Source organism: Paraburkholderia pallida (assembly GCF_004524855.1).
Taxonomy (GTDB): domain Bacteria; phylum Pseudomonadota; class Gammaproteobacteria; order Burkholderiales; family Burkholderiaceae; genus Paraburkholderia; species Paraburkholderia oxyphila.
In genome coordinates this window covers 2312809-2333833 of the sequence record NZ_CP038148.1, presented here as the reverse complement: position 1 = coordinate 2333833, position 21025 = coordinate 2312809, and the positions used below count along the sequence as shown (strand labels likewise).

Here is a 21025-nt window from a genome sequence, read left to right as displayed (position 1 = left end):
TGAATGCCGACATCACCATTAAGATAACTTTTCTTATCATAAGGGCTGTGTTTATGACTTAAACTCGTGGGCATGAAAACGCGCCTCGCTCGCCCTCACGTTCCGCCCTGCACCGAACCACCCGGCTTTCCCGATGCCGATGAACTCGCGATGCTGCGCGCCTGGTATGCCGGCCTGCCCGTGCGCCAGGCGGTCGTTCGCTACCTGCCTTCAAGGCTCGGCGAGAACCAGTCCGCGCGCGGCGTGCTCGGCGCGATCCGGCGCAGGCTGCTGGGCATCGCGCGCGCGGCGCATCGTGACGATCTCGCTGCCCTGATCGACCATCCCGCCGAGGAACGCGAACGCCACGCGAAGGCCGTCGCGCAGGCCATCGATACCCTGCGCACCGCGGGCCCTCCTGAGCCCCAGATCGCCGACGACATCGCGCAGTGGTTCACGCCGCGTGCGGTGCGTGTGCTGCGCGCGCACGGCATCACGACGCTGGCCGACCTCACCGTGCGCATCCCGCGCCGGCGCCAGTGGTGGAAAGCCGTGCCGGGACTCGGCATGGCGAGTGCGCGCGCCATTGAGGCGTTCTTCGCCGCCTGGCCCGCGCTCACGGAAAAGGCGCGCGCGCTCGTAGTCGCGGGCCAGCGCGGCGAGATCGTGCCGTGGGAAGCCATCAGGCTGCCGCACGAGGTTGACGGCACGGCCGGCACCTTCCGCGCGCCGCAGGCCACCTGCACGCTCGATGCGTCCAACGACTACGAGGCCGTGCAAACCTGGCTCGCGCTGCACGAGTCGCCGGCCACGCAGCGGACTTACCGCAAGGAAGCCGAGCGGCTCCTTCTCTGGGCGATTGTCGGGCGCGGGCGCGCGCTCTCGTCGCTCACCACGGAAGATGCAATTGCGTATCGCGCCTTCCTGCGCCACCCGAGTCCGCACAGCCGCTGGGTCGGTCCCGTGCGAGCGCGCACCTCGCCGGACTGGCGGCCGTTCAACGGCAGCCTCTCGGCGCGCTCGGTCGCGCATGCGCTGTCGATCCTCGGCGCCCTGTTCCGCTGGCTCATCGAGCAGCGCTACGTGCTCGCGAATCCGTTCGCCGGTGTGAAGGTGCGCGGCGGCAACGCGGCATCGGCGCTCGATGCCTCGCATGCGTTCAGCGAGGGCGAATGGGCGCTCGTGCGCGCGATCGCGGACGGCCTGGAATGGTCGTACGGCTGGTCGGCCCCCTCTGCACGGCGCCTGCGCTTTCTGCTGGACTTCGCATATGCGACCGGGCTGCGCGCAAGCGAGCTGGTCGGCGCGACGCTGGGCCACGTCGAAACGGATCCGCACGGCGATCACTGGCTGCGCGTGACGGGCAAGGGCAAGAAGCTGGCGCGCGTCGCGCTGCCGCCGCTCGCGTGGGACGCGCTGGCAAGCTACCTGGCCGGGCGCGAGCTGCCGGTGACGCCGGTGCGCTGGAATCCGGCCACGCCCGTCATCGGCAGCCTTGACGTGGGCACCCGCGCCGACAGCGATGCGGCGATCAGCGGCGTGCGCCTCTGGATGGTGATGCGGCGCTTCTTTCAGCTGGCCGCCGGCGTGATCGAGGCTGACCACGCGCCGCTTGCGCAAAAACTGCGCCGCGCGAGCCCTCACTGGATGCGCCACACGCACGCGACGCACGCACTGAGTCGCGGCGCGGAGCTCACCACCGTGCGGGACAATCTGCGGCACGCCTCCGTGTCCACGACTTCGATCTACTTGCACAGCGACGAGGTCAAGCGCGCGCGGCAGATCGGCGAGGCTTTTGGCAGAGCAAAGTGAATTGCCGCACGGCTAGTTCGGTGCGGCCAGCCAGGTACGGCCGGTCAGGTGCGGCCGGTCAGGTGCGGCCGGTCAGGCTCGGCCAGATCGGCGGGCCAGTCACGCGCGGCCGGCAAGGCACATTCGACGTATCGACCAAAATTCGCGAGAATGCCCCGCAGCACCGTTTATCAAGCGCACTCCGCCCCCCGGAGTTGCGGCTCAATCTGGAAAGCACCATGAAATTGAAACGCCTTTTGCTCGCTGCGCTCGCGGCCACTTCGTTCGTGACGTGCGCGCATGCGCAAAGCAGCGTGTCCGACGCGCTCGCGACACCCGCTGGCACCCTGCAATTCGTGCGCGACGACCGCGATTTCCTGGCGCTGCTCGACAAGCAAATCTTCGATCGCTTCGGCGCGAAGACACTCGAGCACTTCGACGACGTGGGCCACGATGGCGGCACCATCACGCGCATGCTCGTGCAGACCGCTTACGGCCCCGTGCTCTACGACTTTCGCAGCCGTCCGCCGGTGGTGAAACGCGCGAACGTGCGCATGACGGTCAAGCGCGTGTACTGGCAACCCGATGAAGTCGTGATGCAAGGCCCGGAAGGCTGGTTCCGTTTCAAGGACGGCACGCTGACGAAGCTGCAATCTTCGACCACGACGTACCACTGAGCGCGCGCATACGCCTCTGCGTTGCCATGGAGCGGCCGAGGCGGCATCGCGTTCTCGCCGCTTTCCAGCCGCCGTCGAACGGACTAGCATATTAATCTCGCGTCGAAGGAGGTGACCATGGCTACGTTTGCTGTCGACGGGGTGCGTATCAGCGCGTCAACGGATCGGGTGACGCACGTGCGCTGGGCGCCAATTGACCCTCATTCCCATGACTGGCTCTCGCCGCCCAGGATCTCGGAAGTCGCGGATGTCGCGCACGATATTCGCCTGGGCGCGGTGGTGTATTCCGTATTCACGCTGGGCGGAATGAAATTCCTGGGCCCCAAGATCAAGACGGTTCCTCACCCGAACGGCGTTGACGGAATCGACATGGAAGTCCCGGACGGCAGCGTCGAAAAATCGATGGACGATCTGCCCCGCGTCTAGCGAAACCCGTATGCGTTCCCGCGCGACTCTTCCGGCCTGGCTGGCGCTCGTCGCCCCCTCGTGAGAGATGGCCACTGCCCAGGAGCCGGAAGGTTGCCATGACACACATACGCACCGAGCGCCTTGCCCTGCCCGTCTCCCGCCTGGGTCCGGCCAACCCGTTGCCGATTTTCCGCTGGCAGCAGCCCACGGCGGCGAATCCCGCGCCGCCCGCCAACAATCTGAGCGCGGACGAACGCAAACATGCGTTCGTCTGGGGCGATGCGTCGATTCTCCCGTACCGTGTCCAGGACGATTACGACCGTCACTTGCAACCAGGCCATCTCGATGCAGTCGTGCTCGACAATGGCTTGTTGCGCGCCACCGTGCTCCCGGGTCTTGGCGGGCGCCTCGCTTCGCTCATCGATCTGAGCAACGGGGCGGAACTCCTGTTTCGCAACCCGGTGTTTCAACCCGCGAATCTGGCGGCGCTCAATGCGTGGTTTTCCGGCGGCATCGAATGGAATGGCTTGATTCCGGGGCATACGCCTTTTACGTGTGCAGCGGTTTTCTGCGGTGTCGTCGAAACGGACGAAGGCCCGGTCCTGCGGCTCCATGAATTCGATCGAGTGCGCGAGGCCAGTTGGCAAGTCGACCTCTTCCTGCCGCACGGCGAAAGCCGCCTTTACGTACACGGCCGCATCGTCAACCCCAATCCCACGGAGATTGCCTGCTATTGGTGGACCAACGCCGCAGTTCCGTATCGGCCCGGCATGCGCGTGCTCGCGCCCGCCGATTACGGCATCGAACACGTGCTGCCGGACAATCATCTCGAGCGGTTCGCACTGGATGCCCATGGCTTCGACGCCAGCTATCCGGCGCGATGGAATGCCGCCACCTCGGTGTTCTTCCGCAAGCCCGATGCGGACCGGCTCTGGATCGCCGCGCTCGACGACGAAGGGCGCGGCATTCTGCAAACCGCGACCTCCGAAATGCGCGGACGCAAGATGTTTTTCTTCGGCACCGGCGCCGGCGGACGACACTGGATGGAAGTGCTCGGGCGGCCCGGCGACACGGAGTATGTCGAGATCCAGGCCGGCATCGCGCCGACGCAGGATCAGGAGTTCATGCTGCCCGGCGGCGGCGTGCTCGAATGGACCGAGTGCTGGATGCCGTTCGCGCTCGACGCCGCGGCCGCGCATGATCCGTGCTGGCATGCCGCCTGCGCGGCGGTCCGGAGCGCGCTCGACGCGCAAATTCCGGCGCAGACGCTGGGCGCAGTCGACGCGCGCATGCGGGCTTACGCGTCAATGCCAGTGTCGCGCCGGCTGCATCGCGGTGCGGTCTGGGGGCATCTGCACGAAATCCTGACTGGCCGGCCCGTTGCGTCGGGGCTCGATTTCGACGCGCCGCCGGATGTCGCGCGTCTGTGGGCTGAGCTTGCGGCGACCGGCCAGTTTTCTGCCGAGTCGCTCGCGGCGCCTCCCGAGATCTGGGTTGCGGGCGACCTATGGCAGCAGGCGTTGCTCGATTCGTCGGCGCAGCATGGCGAGACCTGGCTGCATGCGCTCGCGCTCGGCATCATCGCACTCGAGCGCGGCCACACGGCGCCTGCCCGTGCTTTTTTCGAGCGTGCACACGCGTTGCGGCCCAATGCGCTCTCGCTGCGCAACCTCGCCTTGTCCGAGGGCGACGTGCAGGCGGCCGAGCGGCGCTATCTGAGCGCATGGGATGCGCCCGATGCGCCGCCCCAGCTCGCCACCGAAATCGCCGATTGGCTGCTGAGGCACGACCGGATCGCCGCGCTCAGGCGCTTCCTCTCCGGGTTGGGTCCGGACGCCGAACGCCACGAGCGCATCCGGCTGATACGCGCGCGGCTCGCTTTGCTCGATGGGAATCTCGACCTTGCCGAGCATTGGCTCGACTACGACTTTGCGACCATTCGCGAAGGCGAAACCGCACTCGACGAAATTTGGTCTGCACTCCAGATCACACGCGCAAGCCGGCGTCTCGGGCACACGCTGAGCCCCGAAGAAGAACGCGCGGCGCTCGCCGCGGCCCCGCTGCCATACCGGCTCGATTTCCGCATGGTGCGCGAACCGCGAGCCGGCTAAGGCGGCGCTCGCCTTTGCCATATTCCGCCGCGAATCGGAGCCACGGGGCGGTCACAAAATCGGCCGCCGATCTGCCCGCTGCCGGGCGCCCTGCAATCAGGCGCCGCAAACCGATAAAATCGGGGTTTGCGCGCGCCGGCGCACACGCTGCGAATGACCAGCCGCCCGGCGCCCCGCCCCTGATTCCAACTGAACGCATCGCGCCATGGCCCGCATCGAGCTCCAATTTCCCGAAGACCAGTATTACTATTCGACGCACCTCACGGTGCGCGTCACCGACATCAACTCGGCGAACCACCTCGCGAACGACTCGATGATCTCGATGATTTCGGAGGCGCGGGCGCGCTTCCTGTTCGATGCCGGCGTCGAAGACATGAAGGACGCCCACATCAGCATCATCGTCACGGATCTTGCGACCACTTATCGCGCCGAAGCCTACGCGCGCGACCAGTTGTGCTTCGAAGTGGGCATCATGGATTTCAACAAATACGGCGGCGACATTATTTTCCGCATTACGCGGCCCTCGGATGGCGCGCTCGTCGCGATGGCAAAGTCCGGGTTTGTTTTCTTCGACTACGAGGCGAAAAAAGTCGTGCCGATGCCACCGGCATTCCGCGCGAAATTCCCGAACGTCAACTCGGTCGCCTGACGCGCCGCGCGTCTTCAGCGCGGCTGAAACGCGATCAGCGCCATGCCGGCCAGCGCCAGTGTCATGCCGGCCCAATCCCACGGGCTCGGCCGGATCGCTTCCACGGCCCACAGCCACAGCATCGCCACGCAGACGTATACGCCGCCATAAGCGGCGTAAGTGCGCCCCGCCGCGCTCGGATGCAGCGTGAGCAGCCACGCGAAAAGCGCGAGCGATAGGGCGGCGGGCACGAGCAGCCACGCACTCGCGCCCTCGCGCAGCCAGCGATATGGCAAGTAGCAGCCGACAATCTCGGCAAGCGCGGTGGCGACGAAAAGCAGAAACGTCTTCATGAATGGCACATGCGGCGGTGGCGTCGAGGGGGGCCATGGTAGCGCAGGTCGCGCTAAATAGTTAACTGGCCTATGCCGGCCCATTCACTAATCCGACTGATGTCCGGATTATTGTCCGATCGGGAATCGATATTTTCTGAATTTCAAATTATTGAGCAATTCGCGCGCACGTTTCTATTTCAGGCTCAAATTCAATGCGATATAAATCAATATATTTTCGAAGTGGCATTGAATTTATCCGTAATCGGCGAATAATCTTTTTCCGCAGCGCTCATTTTAAAAATGATTATCAACCGCCAAGGAAAGCAATCATGAGAAACGCCGTCCGCGCCAAATGCCTTGCCGTCACATTCGTGCTTGCCGCCACTGCCCTGCCCGCTGGCGTCTCGCTGGCCGCCGATGACGCCACTACCGCCACCGCATCCGCCGCGCTGCCGCGCGTGGCCGTGCTCGCCACCGGCGGCACGATTGCGGGCCAGGCGGACACGCGCGCGGCCAATGCCTACAACGCGGGCGCCGTGGGCGCGCAGCAACTCGTGCAAGCGGTCCCCGGCATCGAAAAGCTCGCCCACCTCAGCACCGAGCAGGTGGCGTCAATCGGCTCTCAGGACATGAACGACAAGGTCTGGTTTACGCTCGCGCGGCGCATCCAGGAGATCTTCGACCGCAACGAAGCCGACGCCGTGGTCATCACGCACGGCACCGATACGCTCGAGGAAACGGCCTTCTTCCTCGACAACGTGCTGCATACCCACAAACCCGTCGTGCTGGTGGGCTCGATGCGGCCATCGACGGCCACGAGCGCGGACGGCCCGAGCAATCTCTACGAAGCCGTCGAAGTGGCGGCGAGCCCGGCGGCGCGCGGGCGCGGCGTGATGGTGGTGCTCAACGACACGATCCAGTCGGCGCGCGCGACCACCAAGACGAACACGACGAGCGTGCAGACCTTCGCTTCGCCCAACAGCGGCCCGATCGGCTACGTCGATCCCGCAAGCGTGCGCTTTCTCGCGCCGGCGTTCCAGCCGGACAGCCACAAGTACGCACTGCCCTCGGGCGAGCAGTTGCCGCGTGTCGAGATCGTTTATTCGCACGCCAACATGGACGGCGTGCAGATCGACAACGCCATCGCCAACAAGGCCAAGGGCATCGTGCTGGCGGGCGTCGGCGACGGCAACACCTCGAAAGCGGCGCTCGAGGCGCTGCAGCGCGCCGCGAAGCAAGGCATCGTGGTGGTGCGCGCCACGCGAGTGGGGTCGGGATTCGTGAACCGCAACGTCGAAGTGAACGACGACACGAGCGGCTTCGTCGTCTCGCTCGACCTGAATACGCAGAAGGCGCGTGTACTCACGCAGTTGCTGATCGCCAACGGCATGACTTCGCCCGCCCAGGTGCAGAAGGCGTTTGCCGCGACGTGGTGACCGGAGCGGCATGGTCGGGCGAGATCGGGTTCAATCGCCCATAAAGAGGCGATTCTGGCGGCGGCGAGCCGCCAGAATCACGCTCGCACCTGACGAGAGGCCAGGTCAGGACAACTCGGAGCAACTCAGGGGCGCTCGCCGCGCGCGAGCCGCGTCTCGATTTCCGTGACCACGGGCAGCAGGTCGGCGACGCTGTCGATCACATAGTGCGCGCCCGCGGCGCGCAGGCGTTGCGCGGCGGCTTCGCGGCGCTGCGCGAAGTCTTCCGGCGAGAGCGCGCGGACTTCGTCCTCGGTGAGGCCGAACGCGTTGCCGCTGACGGCCACGCCCACGGTCCAGGTGCCGCCGTTGATACCCTCTTCGATACCCACTTCGGTGTCGTCCACCTTGATCGCTTCGCGCGCGCGCCACACACCGAGCTGCGGCAGCGTCCGGTAGATCATGTACGGCGACGGGCGGCCTTCGGGCGTGTCGCCCGTGCACACGATGCTGTCCGCGGTGAAGCCCTGCTTGGCCGCGCCCGGCACGATCTGGTCGATGATCTCGCGCGTGTAGCCCGTGGTCGAGCCAATGCGCACGCCGTCGGCGCGCAGTTGCGAGGTCACGGCCGCGACGCCCGGAATCACGTCGCTGTATTGCGCGGCCACGGCAACGTTCTTCGGCACGAACACGTCATAAACCGCGTCGATATCGGCCTCGCCGGGCGCGTGGCCATGACGTTCTTCCCAGGCCTTGGCGACGCGCGGCAGCGCCATCAGCGCCGCGATGTGCGGCCGCTTGGCCATGCCCATCGGGCCGCGTGCCTCTTCGATCGTGATCGGCACGCCGAACTGCTCGAAAGTCTCGACGAATGCACCCATCGGTGCGCGCGAGCCATAGTCGACCACCGTGCCGGCCCAGTCGAAGATCACTGCCTTGACATATTTCATTTTCGTAAATCCTGGGTGATGCGCTTGAAAATGCGCTGCAAATGTTTCGTGTGTGTCTGGATGAGTCAGGGTGGCTACGCGTCCGGGAACGCGCAGCGCCAATACTGGCTTCAGGCCGCGAGCGCCTCGCGGGCGTCGAGCGCCGCATGCTCGGGCGCGCCGTCAGGCACGCCAAGCGTGCGCAAAGCCGCGCCGCAGGCCTCGACGACGCGCCGCATGACCGTCTCGTCGAGCGCGCCGATGCACCCAATGCGAAAGCTCTCGACGCTGGTGAGCTTGCCGGGATAGATGATGAAGCCCTGCTCTTTCATCAATTCGTAAAAGCGCGTGAAGCTGAACGACGGATGAGCGGGCGAAAAGAACGTGACGATGATCGGCGAGCGCCATGCCTCGGTCAGCAGCGGCTCGAAGCCGAGCGCGCGCATGCCTTCGACCATGACGTCGCGATTGCGCGAGTAACGCGCGAGACGTCCCGGTTGGCCGCCCTCGGCCTCATACAGGCGCAGCGCTTCGAGAAACGCGGCCACGGCGTGCGTGGGCGGCGTGAAGCGCCACTGGCCGGTGCGGTTCATGACGTCCCACTGATCGTGCAGATCGAGTGCGAGCGAGTGGCTGTTGCCCTTGGCGGCCGCGAGCGCCGCCTTTTTCGCCACGACGAAGCCGAAGCCCGGCACGCCCTCGATGCACTTGTTCGCCGACGAGACGAAGGCCTCGCACGGCAGCGTGCGCATGTCGAGCGGCACGGCGCCGAAGGCGCTCATCGAGTCGATCAGCAGGCGGCGGCCATGGCGTGCCGTGACCGCGGCGATTTCTTCGATCGGATTGAGAATGCCGGAGCTCGTTTCGCAATGCACCACGACGACGTGCGTGATGTCGGCGTGGGCGGCGAGCAGGCGCTCGACGTCGGCGGCGCGCGGCGGCAGGTAGTCGCCCGTATCGTGTACGGTGTGACGGCGGCCCAGGTAGCGCAGCGTGGTGGCAATGCGCTTGCCGTAGGCGCCGTTGGCGAGCACGAGCACGTGGCCGTCGCGCGGCACGAAGCTGCCGAGCATCGCCTCGACGCAGTAGCTGCCGCTGCCCTGCAGCGGCACGCAGTCGTATTCGCCGTTTGCATCATTGGCGTCGCAGCCGGCGATCTGCAGCAGCGCACTGCGCAGACGCGCCGTCATTGCCCGGAAATCGGCGTCCCACGAGCCCCAGTCGCGCAGCATCGCGGCTTTCGTCGAAGCGGCCGTGGTCAGGGGGCCGGGGGTCAGCAGGTACGGGTCTGCGGGGATGGTCATGCGACTGCTCCAGTGATAGTCAGCAGGAAAGTCGACACATTACTGCAGCGCAGCACATAGGTAAAATCGATATAATCGATGTTGATATCGATAGAACTTATACCCTCCGCTCTGCCCGATCGAACCCGGTCGAGCGGCGATGGACGAATCCCCGAGCCGGAAGCCAACTACCATGCAATACGCCCAATTGCGCGCCTTTCACGCCGTTGCCGAGCACGGCGGCTTCTCGCGCGCCGCGCAGGCGCTCTCGCTCACCCAGCCAGCCGTCTCCGACCATGTGCGGCGGCTCGAAGCCGACTTCGGCGTGAAGCTGTTCGAGCGCGCGCCGCGCGGCGTCGAGCTCACCGACCTCGGGCGGCGGCTCTACGCGGTGACGCGCCAGATGGTGGGTTGCGAGCGCGACGCGCGACGCCTGCTCGAAGCGGCCGGCGCGCTGGAATCGGGCGAGCTGGCACTGGTCGCCGACGCGCCCGACCTCGCCGTCAAGTTGATCGGCGCGTTCCGGCGCCGCTATCCGGGCGTGGTCGTGAAGCTCGCCATCGCGAACGCCACCGAGTGCATGCGGCGCGTGCTGGCGAGCGAGGTGGACGCCGCGATCACGGCGGCGCACCAGGTGCACAGCCGCCTGCACTCGCGCGTGCTGCGCGAGGACCCGCTGGTGGCGGTCGTGCCCGCCGAGAGCGCCGCGGCGAAAAAGCGCCGCATGACCTACGAGGAACTCGTGCGCGAGCCGATGATCTTCCGCGAGGCGCAATCGGTCACGCAGCAGATGCTCGAGGCGGAACTGGTGCGCAAAGGGCTGCAGGTCGAGCCCGTGCTCTACGTGGATGGCCGCGAGGGGCTGCAGACCGCCATCGCGCAGGGCGTGGGCGCGGGGGTCATCGCGGGCGCGGAGTTCGGCGAATCGCGGCGGATTCGCGCGATCCCGCTCGTGGATTGCCAGGTGCACATGGTGGAAACGCTGGTGCGGCTCGCCGAGCCTTCGTCGTCGAATCTGCTCGACGCGCTGTTCGCGACGCCGCTCGACTGAGCACCAGTACGCTCACGACACGACGATGTCCGCCCCCACCTGGTGCAGCAGATCGCGCAGCGTCTCGGCCTGCTCCATGCGCGCGCCATGGCGCAGATGAATACGCAGCGCCTGCCCCGCGATCCCGTCCACGGGCCGCACCAGCGTGAGCTCCAGCGCGAGCCCGCGTCCGTCGGGCGCATCGGCTTGCGCGGGTTCGACGACCCGCGGCGCGAAATTGGCGGCGGAAACGGCTGAAACGCGGGGCGAAAAACAGGCGGAATCGGACATGGCATGGACCTCGTCGATGAAAGGTTCGAGGCCATCGTAACCATGCCGGCGTGCCGCGCCAAACGAGAAATCGGCGTATGCAAATGAGCGCGTGGCTGCGAAGCATGCGCCTGAATGCCAGTCATTCCCAAGCGGCCTTTTTTGTCCGCGATTTCCGTTCACGCAAGTGCAGCACGTGGCACACTGAACGGATCGTTCCACCACAGCCATGCACGGGACCGGAGTCGCTCATGGAACGTCCCTTCACCGATCGCCGCGAAGCGGGACAGATGCTCGCCGCGCAACTCGCGCCCTTTGCCGGGCGCCCCGATATCGTCGTGCTGGCGCTGCCGCGCGGTGGCGTGCCGGTCGCGTTCGAAGTCGCCGAGGCGCTGCGCGCGCCACTCGACGTGCTGCCCGTGTGCAAGCTCGGCACGCCCTGGCAGCCGGAGCTCGCGATGGGCGCGCTCTCCTCGAACGGTGCGCAATATGTCGACGAAACGCTGATCCGCGAAGCCGGCGTGAGCGAGGCGCAATTGCAGAGCGCGCTCTCGCTCGCCCGCATCGAGCTGGGCCGGCGCGAGGCGCGCTACCGCGGCACGCGGGCGCCTGTGCCCGTGGCCGGACGCGTGACGCTGCTGATCGACGACGGCATGGCCACGGGCGCCTCGATCAAGGCCGCCGCGCGTGCGCTCGCCTCGCTCGGGCCCGCGCGCATCATCGCGGCGCTGCCGGTCGCGCCGGCCGGCGCGCGTGCACGGCTCGCGGGCGCCGTCGACGATCTCGTCTGCGTGCAGATGCCCGTGTCGTTCATGAGCGTGGGCCAGTTCTATTTCGACTTCGACCAGGTCGACGACGAAACCGTGCGCGATTTGCTCGAGCGCGCGGCAACGGACGATTGAGGCGCCGCAGGCGGCACCGGTCGGCCGCTGCGGGTCCCGGGCATGCCGGGACCGAGAATATTGCGTGCGCAGCCATCCAACACTCGGCTACACGACTGCACTGCCGCACCAAGGACACCCTGGGCGCACCGCGCGCGAGGGATCAGCGCACCGGATTCGCCGCGTGCTCCCCGACCACCGTCTGCCAGGGCCGCACGCGCCACGCCTTGACGAGGCCCGACTTCACATAAGGATCGGCCCGCGCGAACGCTTCCGCGACCGCGGGGCTATCGCCCTGGAATAGCAGCAGCGCCCCGTCCACCGGGTCGGCGATGGCGCCCGCGAGCAGCAGTTCGCCGCGCCCGGCCGCCGCCCACGCGAGCGCGAGGTGCTCATCGCGGTGCTCGGGGCGCCGTTCCAGATAATCATCGGCGAGGTCGTACATCAAGAGGTAATGCATCGTCTGTCTCCCGTGGCATGCAAAGCATGCCGGTGGTTTGCGCGGCAACGCATGCGGCGCAGCATTAGCGCATTTCATTGTGCCTGAAGCGCGCGTCAACCGAAGGCACCGCCGGTTCGTTTTCAGGGTGGCTTTGCCATAATGGTTGCAGCGATGGGCAAAGATGGACCGGACATGGCGCCTGCTCGCGCGACTACCGACAACAATGTCGATATCCCATGGGAGTGAACAATGAAGATTCAATCCGTCATTGCTGCAATCGTGCTGGGCAGCGCGCTGGCCGCGCCGGCGTTCGCACAGACCGCCGCCCCCGCGGCGCCGGCTTCGGGCGCCATGAGCCCGAATAGCCAGCAGTCGAAGATGAAGACGTGCAACACCCAGGCCGGCGACAAGAAAGGCGACGACCGCAAGGCGTTCATGAAGCAGTGTCTTTCGGCCGCCGGCGTGCCGGCGCCGACGATGTCGCAGCAAGAGCGGATGAAGGCCTGCAACACGCAAGCCGGCGACAAGAAGGGCGACGACCGCAAGGCATTCATGAAACAGTGCCTCTCGACCAAGAGCTGACGCACCGCGCGACCGGAGCGCCTCGTTTGCGCCCGGTCCCGGCTTCAAAGCGGTTTTAGCTTCATCGCGACGCGCCCCGGCCTATGCTGCGGCGCGTCGTTTTTTCATGGCGCGGCCGCCTTTGCGCCTGCGCTTGCGCACTCCGGTGCCGCACGTGCGCCTGCGCACTTCCGGGCTTGCGCCTGCGCGCGATTTTTCTCCTATGATGGCTGCAGCGGCGCCCCTTCCCTGACACGCAATCACGCAGACGCCATCGGGCCACCGCACGAACGTTGAAGCCTATGCCGGGAGCATCGTACGGAGGCGCGGATGGTGTGGAAACGCAAGAACCGCTGGTTTCGCCGCTGGCTGGTGGTGATCGTTTTCTGGCTCGTGCCGGTGATGATCGTCGTGGTGCGCGAGGCTCAGGACGAGATGGCCTATAACCGCGCCGATCTTCAGCGCGCGCTCACGAGCTGGACTTTCACCGACGCCGAACGTGCGGCCGGTGCGCCGCTGCACTGCCAGGGCACGCCAGAGCGCGCTCGCGCACTGGGCTGCCCCGCGGCCGTGCTCGCAGAAAACGCCGCGCCCCATCAGGCGGCGCTCGACGAATATGCGATGCGCCGCGCGACGCTCGTGAGCTATCTATGGCATGCGTTCGTCGGCTACTGGGTCGTGCCGGCGCTCACGCTGCTCGCGATCGGCATCGTCCTTGGCGGCGTGAAGCGGGCGCTGCGCCGCCCCCCTGCCACCAAGCCCGTGCCGGAACGCTGACGCGCGTCTTTTCACTGCACCGTCTCGAACAGGCAAATCAGGGGCCTGTGATATAACGGCCGAAGCTGATCCCGTCATCGGCAAAGCGCCATGGCGGCACGGCTTTCGGATATTTCGAAACCCAGAGCGGAGAACAACATGCAAGCACGCCGTTTCGTCCTGAAGACTTCTGTCGCCATCGCGCTCGCCAGCGCCGCATTGGCAGGCTGCTCCACCACCGGCAGCAACCCGCCGCCCACCGCCCAGACCAACGACGCGCGCCGCCAGTCGATCGACGCCTCCGTCGACGGCACGCTGTCGCGCCTGTTCCAGACCGTGCCGGGCTCGCGCGAGCTCGTAGGCAAGGCGCGCGGCGTGCTGGTGTTCCCGCAGGTGATCCAGGCGGGCATCGGCATCGGCGGCGAACATGGCGATGGCGCGCTGCGTGTCGGCGGCAGCACGGTCGGTTACTACAGCACGACGGGCGCATCGGTGGGCGCGACCCTCGGCATGCAGTCGAAGGCCGTCGTCTACCTCTTCATGACGCAGGACGCGCTCGATCGGCTCCGGACCTCGGAAGGCTGGTCGGTCGGCGGCGACGCTTCGGTCGCGATCGTGAAGGTCGGCGCGAATGGCTCGATCGACACCACCACGGCCGTCAAGCCCGTGGAAGTCTTCGTGCTCACGAACAGCGGCCTGATCGGCGATCTCTCGCTCGGCACCACCAAGATCACCCAGCTGAAGCTGTAACGCTGTACCCCCCACGCGTGCGCGAGCGCCGCGGTTCGCCCGAGTCTCCACGGCTCGGGCGGCTGACCCGGGCCGCATCGGGCGCCAGAGCCGCTCAGCTCGCGGACGTGTCGATCACCTTGAAGCGCGCACGGCGGTTCGCGCGTATCACCGCCTGATACGCCTCGATGTACTGCTGCGCCATGCGGTGCGACGTGAATCGCTCTTCGAAGCGGCGCCGCACACCGGCGCGCGGCACGCGTGCAAGCCGGTTCACGGCCGCGACGGCGCCAATCTCGTCCTCGACGATAAATCCTGAAACGCCCTCATCCACCACTTCCGGCACCGCGCCGCGATTGAACGCGATTACGGGCGTGCCGCAGGCCATCGCCTCGATCATCACGAGTCCAAATGGCTCGGGCCAGTCGATCGGAAACAGCAGCGCATGCGCGCCGGAGAGAAACTCGGCCTTCTGGCTGTCGTTGATCTCGCCGACGAACTCGACATTCGGGAGTGCGAAGAGCGGCTTGATCTCGCGCTCGAAATATTCGCGGTCGGCCTCGTCGACCTTTGCCGCGATGCGGATCGGCAAGCCGCAGCGCTGGGCGATGCGGATCGCGGTGTCCACGCGCTTCTCGGGCGAGATGCGGCCCAGAAACGCCAGATAGCGCTGCTCGACGGCCTGCGGCGTATAGAGCGTCTCGGGCAGGCCGTGATAGACGGTCTTGAGCCATTTGGCCTGCGGCATCGGCTGGCGCTGCGAGTTCGAGATCGAAATGACGGGAGCCGTGTCGAACGTGTCGAATACCGGCTGCTGCTCCGGCAAGTCGAGGCGGCCATGCAGCGTGGTCACGAACGGCGTTTCCTGGCGCTTGAACACCGAAAACGAGTAGTAGTCCATATGGAAGTGCAGCACGTCGAACTGGTCGGCCTGGCGGCGCACCATCTCCATGAGCAGCATGTGCGGCGCGACCCGGTCACGAATGCCGGGGTCGAGGCGCAACGCGCGTGGCCACACAGGTTCGAGCTTCGCACGCGTTTGCGAATCGCCGCTTGCGAACAGCGTCACGTCGTGCCCGAGATCGACCAGCGCCTCGGTGATGTACGACACGGCGCGCTCGGTGCCGCCGTAGAGCTTGGGCGGCACCGATTCGGTCAACGGGGCGATCTGCGCAATTCTCATCGGGTGTCTCCTTCGTGTTCCGCGCGAGAGGCACGCGGGGAAAGCCGGTCCGGGCCATTGTAAGGCAAGCCAGATACCGCGACCGCACCGCCGGGCATTGAAGGGACAGACCCGTGCAGGAGACGATCGAGCGGCTGAAGGCGGCTCATAGGACGATTATTCGCCCTGTGCGGCGCACGCGCTGCGAGTCTTTCAATTGCTATATCGACTTACAGGTGGAAACAACTTGCGGGGCGCGGCCGGATCGGCCCCCCGTGCTCAGCGCGAAGGCCACTTCCACGCCGGAACGTCGAGCGCGTCTTCGTCGGCGAGCGCCGTCGCGCCGAGGCGCCGCTCCAGCACGATCGACTGGCTGCCCGCCTCGCGCTCGAGCGCCGCGACGAGCCGCGCCGCATGCGAGACCACCAGCACCTGCGAGTGCGTCGAGGCGCGCGCGATGAGCCGCGCGAGCGACGGCAGCAAGTCCGGGTGCAGGCTCGTCTCCGGTTCGTCGAGCACGAGCAGCGCCGGCGGCCGCGGGCTCAGCAACGCCGCCGCGAGCAGCAGATAGCGCAGCGTGCCGTCCGAAAGCTCGGCGCCGCGCAATGAGCGCAGGAGCCCTTCCTGACGCAACGCCACCTCGAAGCGCCCCTCGTGGCTGACGATTTCGACGCGCGCGCCGGGAAACGCATCGCCGATCGCCGTGTCGAGCGCTCCACCATCGCCGATCTCGCGGATCGTCTGCAGCGCGGCGGCAAGATTCGCGCCGTCGTCGGCGAGCACCGGCGAATGGGTGCCGATCTGCACCTGGCGCGCGGGGGCGTGCTCGTCGGTGCGGAAGTGGTCGTAGAAACGCCACGAACGGATCTGCTCGCGCACCGCGATCATCTCCGGCGCGCTGCGCGGGTCGGCGAACTCCGTCATCATGCTGTCGAAGCTGGCGACCGGCTGTGCGAGCGTGGTCCACTCGCCGCGCCCCGCGTCTTCGTCGCGGATGCGGATCATCGGCCCCTGGCGGTCCACGAGCAAGGCCGATGGACGCAGGACCGGCCCACCCCAGATGCATTCGCGCTTGATGACCGGGTCGAGTGAGAAATACGACGAACCGGGCATCGGCAAGCCCAGGTCGATCGCATAGCCGAAGGTCTCGCCCGAGAAGCCGAGCTTCAGGCTTACGGCGTCTTTGCGCACGGTGCCCTGCACCGCGTACTCGCCCGTGGCGACCGCGCGCGAGAAACGCTCGGGGCCGGCCCAGAGCGTCGATTGCAGGCCGCCCTCGCGCGCCAGCGACGGAATCACGCCGCCGCGCGCGGTCAGCGCGAGCAGGCGCAGCGCCCGATAGAGATTGGACTTGCCGCTGCCGTTCGGTCCCGTGATGACGTTCAGCGGGCCGAGCGGCACGATCAACTCGCGCAGCGAGCGGTAGTTGGCGATGGCGAGGGTGGAGAGCATGAGTCGTAGCAAGCGCGCCTGCGCGCGGGTTGAGCCAGCGCCCGATGATACGCAATCGGGTGCGGCGCGCGTTGTCGCCGGTCGGCGTCGCCGGCGAAATGGCCGGCGGGGACTGCCGCGCGAACACTCAGCGCGGCTGCGGTACGGCCGCGAGGTCAGAGAGGAAACGGTCGCGCCAGACGCCCAGATCGTTGCGGCGCAGCGCCTCCATATTGGTGTGGAAGCGCGCCTTGCGCTCTTCGAGCGGCATCGAAAGCGCGCGGCCGAGCGCCTCCGACATGCCGGCCGCGTCGTGCGGATTCACGAGCAGCGCGCCAGTGAGCTCGGCGGCGGCGCCCGCGAAGATCGAGAGCACCAGCACGCCGGGATCCTCGGGATTCTGCGCGGCCACGTACTCCTTCGCGACCAGATTCATACCGTCGTGCAGCGGCGTGACATAGCCCACCTGCGACTCGCGAAACAGCGACATCAGCTTCCAGCGGTCGTATTGCTGGCTCAGGTAGCGGATCGGCGTGTAGTCGAGCCCTGAATAACGGCCGTTGATGCGCCCCGCCTCGCGCTCCAGTTCCTCGCGGATGACCTTGTAGCTCGCCACGTCGGAGCGCGTGGGCGGCGCGATCTGCACGAGCGTGACCTTGCCGCGCCATTCGGGCGAATGCTCGAGCAACTGCTCGAATGCATGAAAACGCTCGACGAGTCCCTTCGAGTAATCGAGGCGGTCCACGCTCATGATGAGCTTGCGGCCTTCGAGACTCTGCTTGAGGTCGAGCACGTGCTGGCGGCTCTCGTAGCGCGCGGCCTGCTCGGCGATCTCGTCGGGAAATACGCCGATGCGATAGACGCCCGTGCGCAGCTTGCGCCCGTATGCCTCGACCTCGCCCTCCTCCTTGTTCTCGCCATGCTCGCGCACCGTGCCGCGCGCGGCACGCACGATGTAATCGTGAAACGCCTGCTGGTCGTTGCGCGTCTGGAAGCCGAGCAGGTCATAGCAGCACAGCGACTTCACGAGCTCTTCGTGCGGCGGAATCGTCTGCAGGACTTGCGGCGAGGGAAACGGAATATGCAGAAAGAAGCCGATGCGGTTGCGCACGCCCTCCGAGCGCAGCGCCTCGGCGAACGGGATCAGGTGGTAGTCGTGGACCCAGATGATGTCGTCGGGCTGGATCAGCTTGATGAGCTTGTGCGCGAGCCACGCGTTTACGCGCCGGTAGCCCGCGTATTCGTCGCGCTCGTAGCGCGCGAGATCGTTGCGGTAGTGAAAGACCGGCCACAGCGTGGCATTCGAGAAACCGCGGTAATACTGGTCGTAGTCCTTCCTCGTGAGCCCGGCCGTCGCGAACGTGACGTGGCCCTCCTCGGCGAGCGTCGGGCCCGCGTTCGCGACCGTCTCGCTCACGACGTCGCCGCTCCAGCCGAACCACACGCCGCCCGCGTCCTTGAGCGCGCCGAACACCCCGACGGCGAGCCCCCCTGCGGAGCCCTTGGTCTCCGTGGGCGTCGCCACGCGGTTCGAGACGACTATCAGTCTGGCCATCGAGATGCTCCTCCTGTTTGCTTCATCGCTTCCTCTGCTGTTTTCTGCGGTTTCTTTTCGCCGCTTGCTTTTATTTATAGGCTTGCTCGCGAGCTTGCATGGCTGGGCGGCACGCGAACGCGCTACTCGAACCGGCTCAGCGCCCCGTGCGCGCTCACGGGCACACGCAACGGGGCGAGCGGCATGCGGCGACTCGATTCCCCAGCACGGAGCGTGCCACGAGACCGGCCAAGCCCGCTGGGGCCAGCAGGCTGGCGCTAATCTGGCACACGTTCGGGATATGCATGAGCACGGCGCCCAAGCCGAAGATGACGATCACAGCCATCGCCGTGAGCACGGCGTGTGGGCTAATGGATGACGTGCAAATGCGGCGCTGCCCAAGGCAACGGCGCCTGATGTCACGGTACGTGAATGCGCGTAAAAATGCGCTAAAGAATGTATGCGGCCAGCCTGGGTGGCGAAGGGAAACGTGCAGTTTGGACCGCGCGGCGGCGCGATCCTTCAGGCGGGCGGCCGGGCCAAGCGCTGCTTACCGGCCCGGTTGCTGGCTGAGTCGCGGACTCAGTTGCTGGTCTTGCACGGAAACGCTTTGCCGAGCCCGAGCGAGATCGCCGTGCTGGCGTTGTAACCGGCGACATTCGGATTGTCGGCGATGTATTTGCGCACGGCGTCGGTGAGTTGCGCCGAGCGCGCGTCCGCCGGCAGGCAGAAGTATTGGCCGACGCGCGGGCCGGTCGTGCCACCGATTGCGTCGATGGTATTGAAAATGCCGTCGGCGGCCCCTTCGATGTAGGCGGCGCATGCGCTGCGCGACGCCACGTCGGTCTTCGAGCACAGCCGGTTCAGATCGGAAGCGGTAAAGGCGAAAGCCGAAATCGGCACAGCGAGCGCGCCGGCGCAGATCAGAGCCCGCAGCATGATTCTCCTTGATTCGTGTTTGGGGGCGGCGCTTGCCGCGCCGCGAGCCGCCCGCTGGCGGCCGGCGGCAACCCCGGTATTGTGCACTGTTTTTGCGGGCGCGCCGTGCGGCACCTCGCGAAAGGGCCAGCGAGCGGCGCCGGGCGGCCCGGCGTGGCCTTAATGCGCCGCTTGACCCATGCGCGCCGAGAGATCCTTGATCGCGTCCGGTGCCTTGTACTGCTTGGCGAAATCGAGCGCGTTCATGCCGATCTGGTTCTTCGCGTTGAGATTGGCGCCGTGGTCGAGCAGCAGATTCGCCGTGCTCATGTGGTCGCCGCGCGCAGCCATCATGAGCGGCGTCGTGCCGTTGGGCGACAGCGCATTGACGTCGGCGGAATAGCCGATCAGCAGCTTCGCCACGTCATCCTGGCCATTCGCAGCGGCATAGTGCAACGGGGTCCAGCCCTGTTTGTTCACCTCGGCGCCCTTGGTGATGAGCAGCTTCACCAGTTCCATGTCGCCGTTGAGCGAGGCCAGCATCAGCGCATTCTCGCCCGCCTTGTCCTCGGCAGCGATGTTGGTCTTCGGATTGTCGAGCAGCACCGCTGCCACCTTGTCCGACTTCTCGCGCGCGGCCAGCACGAGCAGCGGCATGCCCTGGCTGTCGGTGGCGTTCGGGTCCATGCCGTCGGCGATGTCCTTGGCGACGCCCTTGTCGTCATCGAATTTCACGCCCTTCACGAGCGAATCGATCGGCGCGGCGTGGACCGGCGCGCTCGCGAGGAAGGCGGCGCTCATGCCGATGGCAAGCGCGGCGGCGATGCGGCGCACGCCTGCGGCGCGCGGGGCTTGCGTAGCGTGGACGGTGGACGTAAGCGGATTCGAGTTCATGTCAAGCCTTAACGTTATTCGCTATCTAATTGATAATAAATACTAAGCCGAAGTTGGCAGCGTGCGGTTCGCGACTCAGGCCGTGGCCGGAATCTTGAAGAGCCGGAAAAAATTCTGCGAGGTGGCAGCGCCGAGTTCGGCGTCCGGCAATCCGCGTTGCTGCGCAATGAATCTTCCGACATGACTAACGTACGCAGGTTCATTGGGTTTGCCACGATATGGCACTGGCGCAAGGTACGGCGAATCCGTTTCGATCAGCAATCGCTCGAGCGGCACGCGACGCGCGACGTCCTGAACCTCCGTCGCGCTCTTGAACGTGACGATGCCCGAAAGCGAGATGTAGAAGTTCTGCGCGAGGGCGCGCTCGGCGATCGCCCAGGGTTCCGTGAAGCAGTGCATCACACCGCCAGGCTCTCCCGCGCGCTCCTCCTCCATGATGCGCAGCGTGTCGTCCGAGGCCGCGCGCGTGTGCACGATGAGCGGCTTGCCCGTGGCGTGCGCGGCGCGGATATGCACGCGGAAGCGCTCGCGCTGCCACTCCATGTCCTCGATCGTGCGCTCGCCGAGGCGATAGTAATCGAGCCCCGTTTCGCCGATCGCCACGACCTTCGGATGTTTCGCCAGCTCCACGAGGTCCGCGACCGTGGGCTCCTGGACATCCTCGTGATCGGGGTGCACGCCCACCGACGCATAGACGTTCTCGTAACGGCTCGCGATGTCGAGCACGGAGGGCAGCGTCTCGAAGTCGACCGAGACGCACAACGCATGCGTGACGGCCTGCGCGCGCATGTTTTCGAGCAGCTCGGGCAGCCGGTCGGCGAGGCCCTCGAAGTTGATGTGGCAATGCGAATCGACAAACAT

General features: G+C 66.4%; 22 protein-coding genes. 11 read left to right on the top strand and 11 right to left on the bottom strand.

The features are described 5' to 3' along the window. The first annotated feature begins 72 nt into the window (after window positions 1-72). The 5 genes from E1956_RS10600 to E1956_RS10580 all read left to right on the top strand — a co-directional run bounded on the left by E1956_RS10600 (window position 73) and on the right by E1956_RS10580 (window position 5615). Window positions 73-1791, top strand: a complete 1719-nt coding sequence (locus tag E1956_RS10600; protein WP_134750511.1) for a site-specific integrase — start codon at window positions 73-75, stop codon at window positions 1789-1791. Window positions 1792-2015: 224 nt separating this feature from the next. Then, on the top strand, window positions 2016-2447 hold the full coding sequence (locus tag E1956_RS10595) for a hypothetical protein (protein WP_134750509.1): 432 nt from the start codon (window positions 2016-2018) through the stop codon (window positions 2445-2447). 117 nt (window positions 2448-2564) lie between these two features. After that, on the top strand, window positions 2565-2873 hold the full coding sequence (locus E1956_RS10590) for a hypothetical protein (RefSeq protein WP_028216367.1): 309 nt from the start codon (window positions 2565-2567) through the stop codon (window positions 2871-2873). Between the two features lie 98 nt (window positions 2874-2971). Further along, a complete protein-coding gene (locus E1956_RS10585) occupies window positions 2972-4966 on the top strand; it encodes a DUF5107 domain-containing protein (protein WP_134748666.1) in 1995 nt (664 codons plus the stop codon). Between the two features lie 205 nt (window positions 4967-5171). Continuing rightward, window positions 5172-5615 (top strand): thioesterase family protein, encoded by a 444-nt coding sequence (locus tag E1956_RS10580; protein WP_134748664.1) that lies wholly within the window; start codon window positions 5172-5174, stop codon window positions 5613-5615. A 14-nt stretch (window positions 5616-5629) separates the two neighbouring features. Here the strand turns inward: E1956_RS10580 and E1956_RS10575 are convergent, their stop codons facing one another. After that, window positions 5630-5947 (bottom strand): YnfA family protein, encoded by a 318-nt coding sequence (locus tag E1956_RS10575; protein WP_134748662.1) that lies wholly within the window; start codon window positions 5945-5947, stop codon window positions 5630-5632. 311 nt (window positions 5948-6258) lie between these two features. Between E1956_RS10575 and E1956_RS10570 the strand changes: the two genes are divergently transcribed. After that, entirely contained in the window at window positions 6259-7365 is a 1107-nt protein-coding gene (locus tag E1956_RS10570; RefSeq protein ID WP_134748660.1) for an asparaginase, read from the top strand. A gap of 125 nt (window positions 7366-7490) precedes the next feature. Here the strand turns inward: E1956_RS10570 and phnX are convergent, their stop codons facing one another. Then, complete coding sequence (gene phnX / locus E1956_RS10565) at window positions 7491-8294, bottom strand: phosphonoacetaldehyde hydrolase (protein ID WP_028216372.1); 804 nt, start codon at window positions 8292-8294, stop codon at window positions 7491-7493. A 110-nt stretch (window positions 8295-8404) separates the two neighbouring features. Then, window positions 8405-9577, bottom strand: coding sequence for a 2-aminoethylphosphonate--pyruvate transaminase (locus tag E1956_RS10560; protein WP_134748658.1), 1173 nt, complete (start codon window positions 9575-9577; stop codon window positions 8405-8407). Between the two features lie 172 nt (window positions 9578-9749). Between E1956_RS10560 and E1956_RS10555 the strand changes: the two genes are divergently transcribed. After that, window positions 9750-10607 carry a LysR substrate-binding domain-containing protein gene (locus tag E1956_RS10555; RefSeq protein WP_134748656.1) on the top strand — a complete coding sequence of 286 codons (858 nt, stop codon included), beginning with the start codon at window positions 9750-9752 and terminating at the stop codon, window positions 10605-10607. Window positions 10608-10619: 12 nt separating this feature from the next. Here E1956_RS10555 and E1956_RS10550 read toward each other — a convergent pair whose 3' ends face one another. Further along, window positions 10620-10877 (bottom strand): hypothetical protein, encoded by a 258-nt coding sequence (locus E1956_RS10550; protein WP_134748654.1) that lies wholly within the window; start codon window positions 10875-10877, stop codon window positions 10620-10622. A 230-nt stretch (window positions 10878-11107) separates the two neighbouring features. On the opposite strand from E1956_RS10550, the gene E1956_RS10545 reads away from it, so the two are divergent. Next, the gene (locus tag E1956_RS10545; RefSeq protein ID WP_134748652.1) at window positions 11108-11758 is read left to right on the top strand and encodes a phosphoribosyltransferase; all 651 of its coding nucleotides are present in this window, start codon (window positions 11108-11110) and stop codon (window positions 11756-11758) included. A 142-nt stretch (window positions 11759-11900) separates the two neighbouring features. Here the strand turns inward: E1956_RS10545 and E1956_RS10540 are convergent, their stop codons facing one another. Further along, window positions 11901-12197 carry a YciI-like protein gene (locus E1956_RS10540; protein ID WP_134748650.1) on the bottom strand — a complete coding sequence of 99 codons (297 nt, stop codon included), beginning with the start codon at window positions 12195-12197 and terminating at the stop codon, window positions 11901-11903. Between the two features lie 231 nt (window positions 12198-12428). Here E1956_RS10540 and E1956_RS10535 point away from each other — a divergent pair, with 231 nt between their 5' ends. The 3 genes from E1956_RS10535 (at window position 12429) to E1956_RS10525 (ending at window position 14246) form a co-directional block, all read left to right on the top strand. Next, window positions 12429-12761, top strand: a complete 333-nt coding sequence (locus E1956_RS10535) for a PsiF family protein (protein ID WP_134748647.1) — start codon at window positions 12429-12431, stop codon at window positions 12759-12761. 309 nt (window positions 12762-13070) lie between these two features. Continuing rightward, entirely contained in the window at window positions 13071-13517 is a 447-nt protein-coding gene (locus E1956_RS10530) for a hypothetical protein (RefSeq protein WP_134748645.1), read from the top strand. 138 nt (window positions 13518-13655) lie between these two features. Beyond that, complete coding sequence (locus E1956_RS10525; protein ID WP_134748643.1) at window positions 13656-14246, top strand: BPSL1445 family SYLF domain-containing lipoprotein; 591 nt, start codon at window positions 13656-13658, stop codon at window positions 14244-14246. A gap of 94 nt (window positions 14247-14340) precedes the next feature. Here the strand turns inward: E1956_RS10525 and E1956_RS10520 are convergent, their stop codons facing one another. From E1956_RS10520 to E1956_RS10490, 6 genes are all read right to left on the bottom strand, one after another. After that, window positions 14341-15408 carry a glycosyltransferase family 4 protein gene (locus tag E1956_RS10520; RefSeq protein WP_134748641.1) on the bottom strand — a complete coding sequence of 356 codons (1068 nt, stop codon included), beginning with the start codon at window positions 15406-15408 and terminating at the stop codon, window positions 14341-14343. Between the two features lie 258 nt (window positions 15409-15666). After that, the gene (locus E1956_RS10515) at window positions 15667-16839 is read right to left on the bottom strand and encodes an AAA family ATPase (RefSeq protein ID WP_134748639.1); all 1173 of its coding nucleotides are present in this window, start codon (window positions 16837-16839) and stop codon (window positions 15667-15669) included. A gap of 127 nt (window positions 16840-16966) precedes the next feature. Continuing rightward, entirely contained in the window at window positions 16967-18373 is a 1407-nt protein-coding gene (gene otsA / locus E1956_RS10510; RefSeq protein ID WP_134748637.1) for an alpha,alpha-trehalose-phosphate synthase (UDP-forming), read from the bottom strand. 561 nt (window positions 18374-18934) lie between these two features. Further along, window positions 18935-19291 carry a Rap1a/Tai family immunity protein gene (locus E1956_RS10500; protein WP_028216386.1) on the bottom strand — a complete coding sequence of 119 codons (357 nt, stop codon included), beginning with the start codon at window positions 19289-19291 and terminating at the stop codon, window positions 18935-18937. A 159-nt stretch (window positions 19292-19450) separates the two neighbouring features. Beyond that, window positions 19451-20164 carry an ankyrin repeat domain-containing protein gene (locus tag E1956_RS10495; protein WP_134748635.1) on the bottom strand — a complete coding sequence of 238 codons (714 nt, stop codon included), beginning with the start codon at window positions 20162-20164 and terminating at the stop codon, window positions 19451-19453. Window positions 20165-20239: 75 nt separating this feature from the next. Next, window positions 20240-21025, bottom strand: coding sequence for a TatD family hydrolase (locus tag E1956_RS10490; RefSeq protein WP_134748633.1), 786 nt, complete (start codon window positions 21023-21025; stop codon window positions 20240-20242).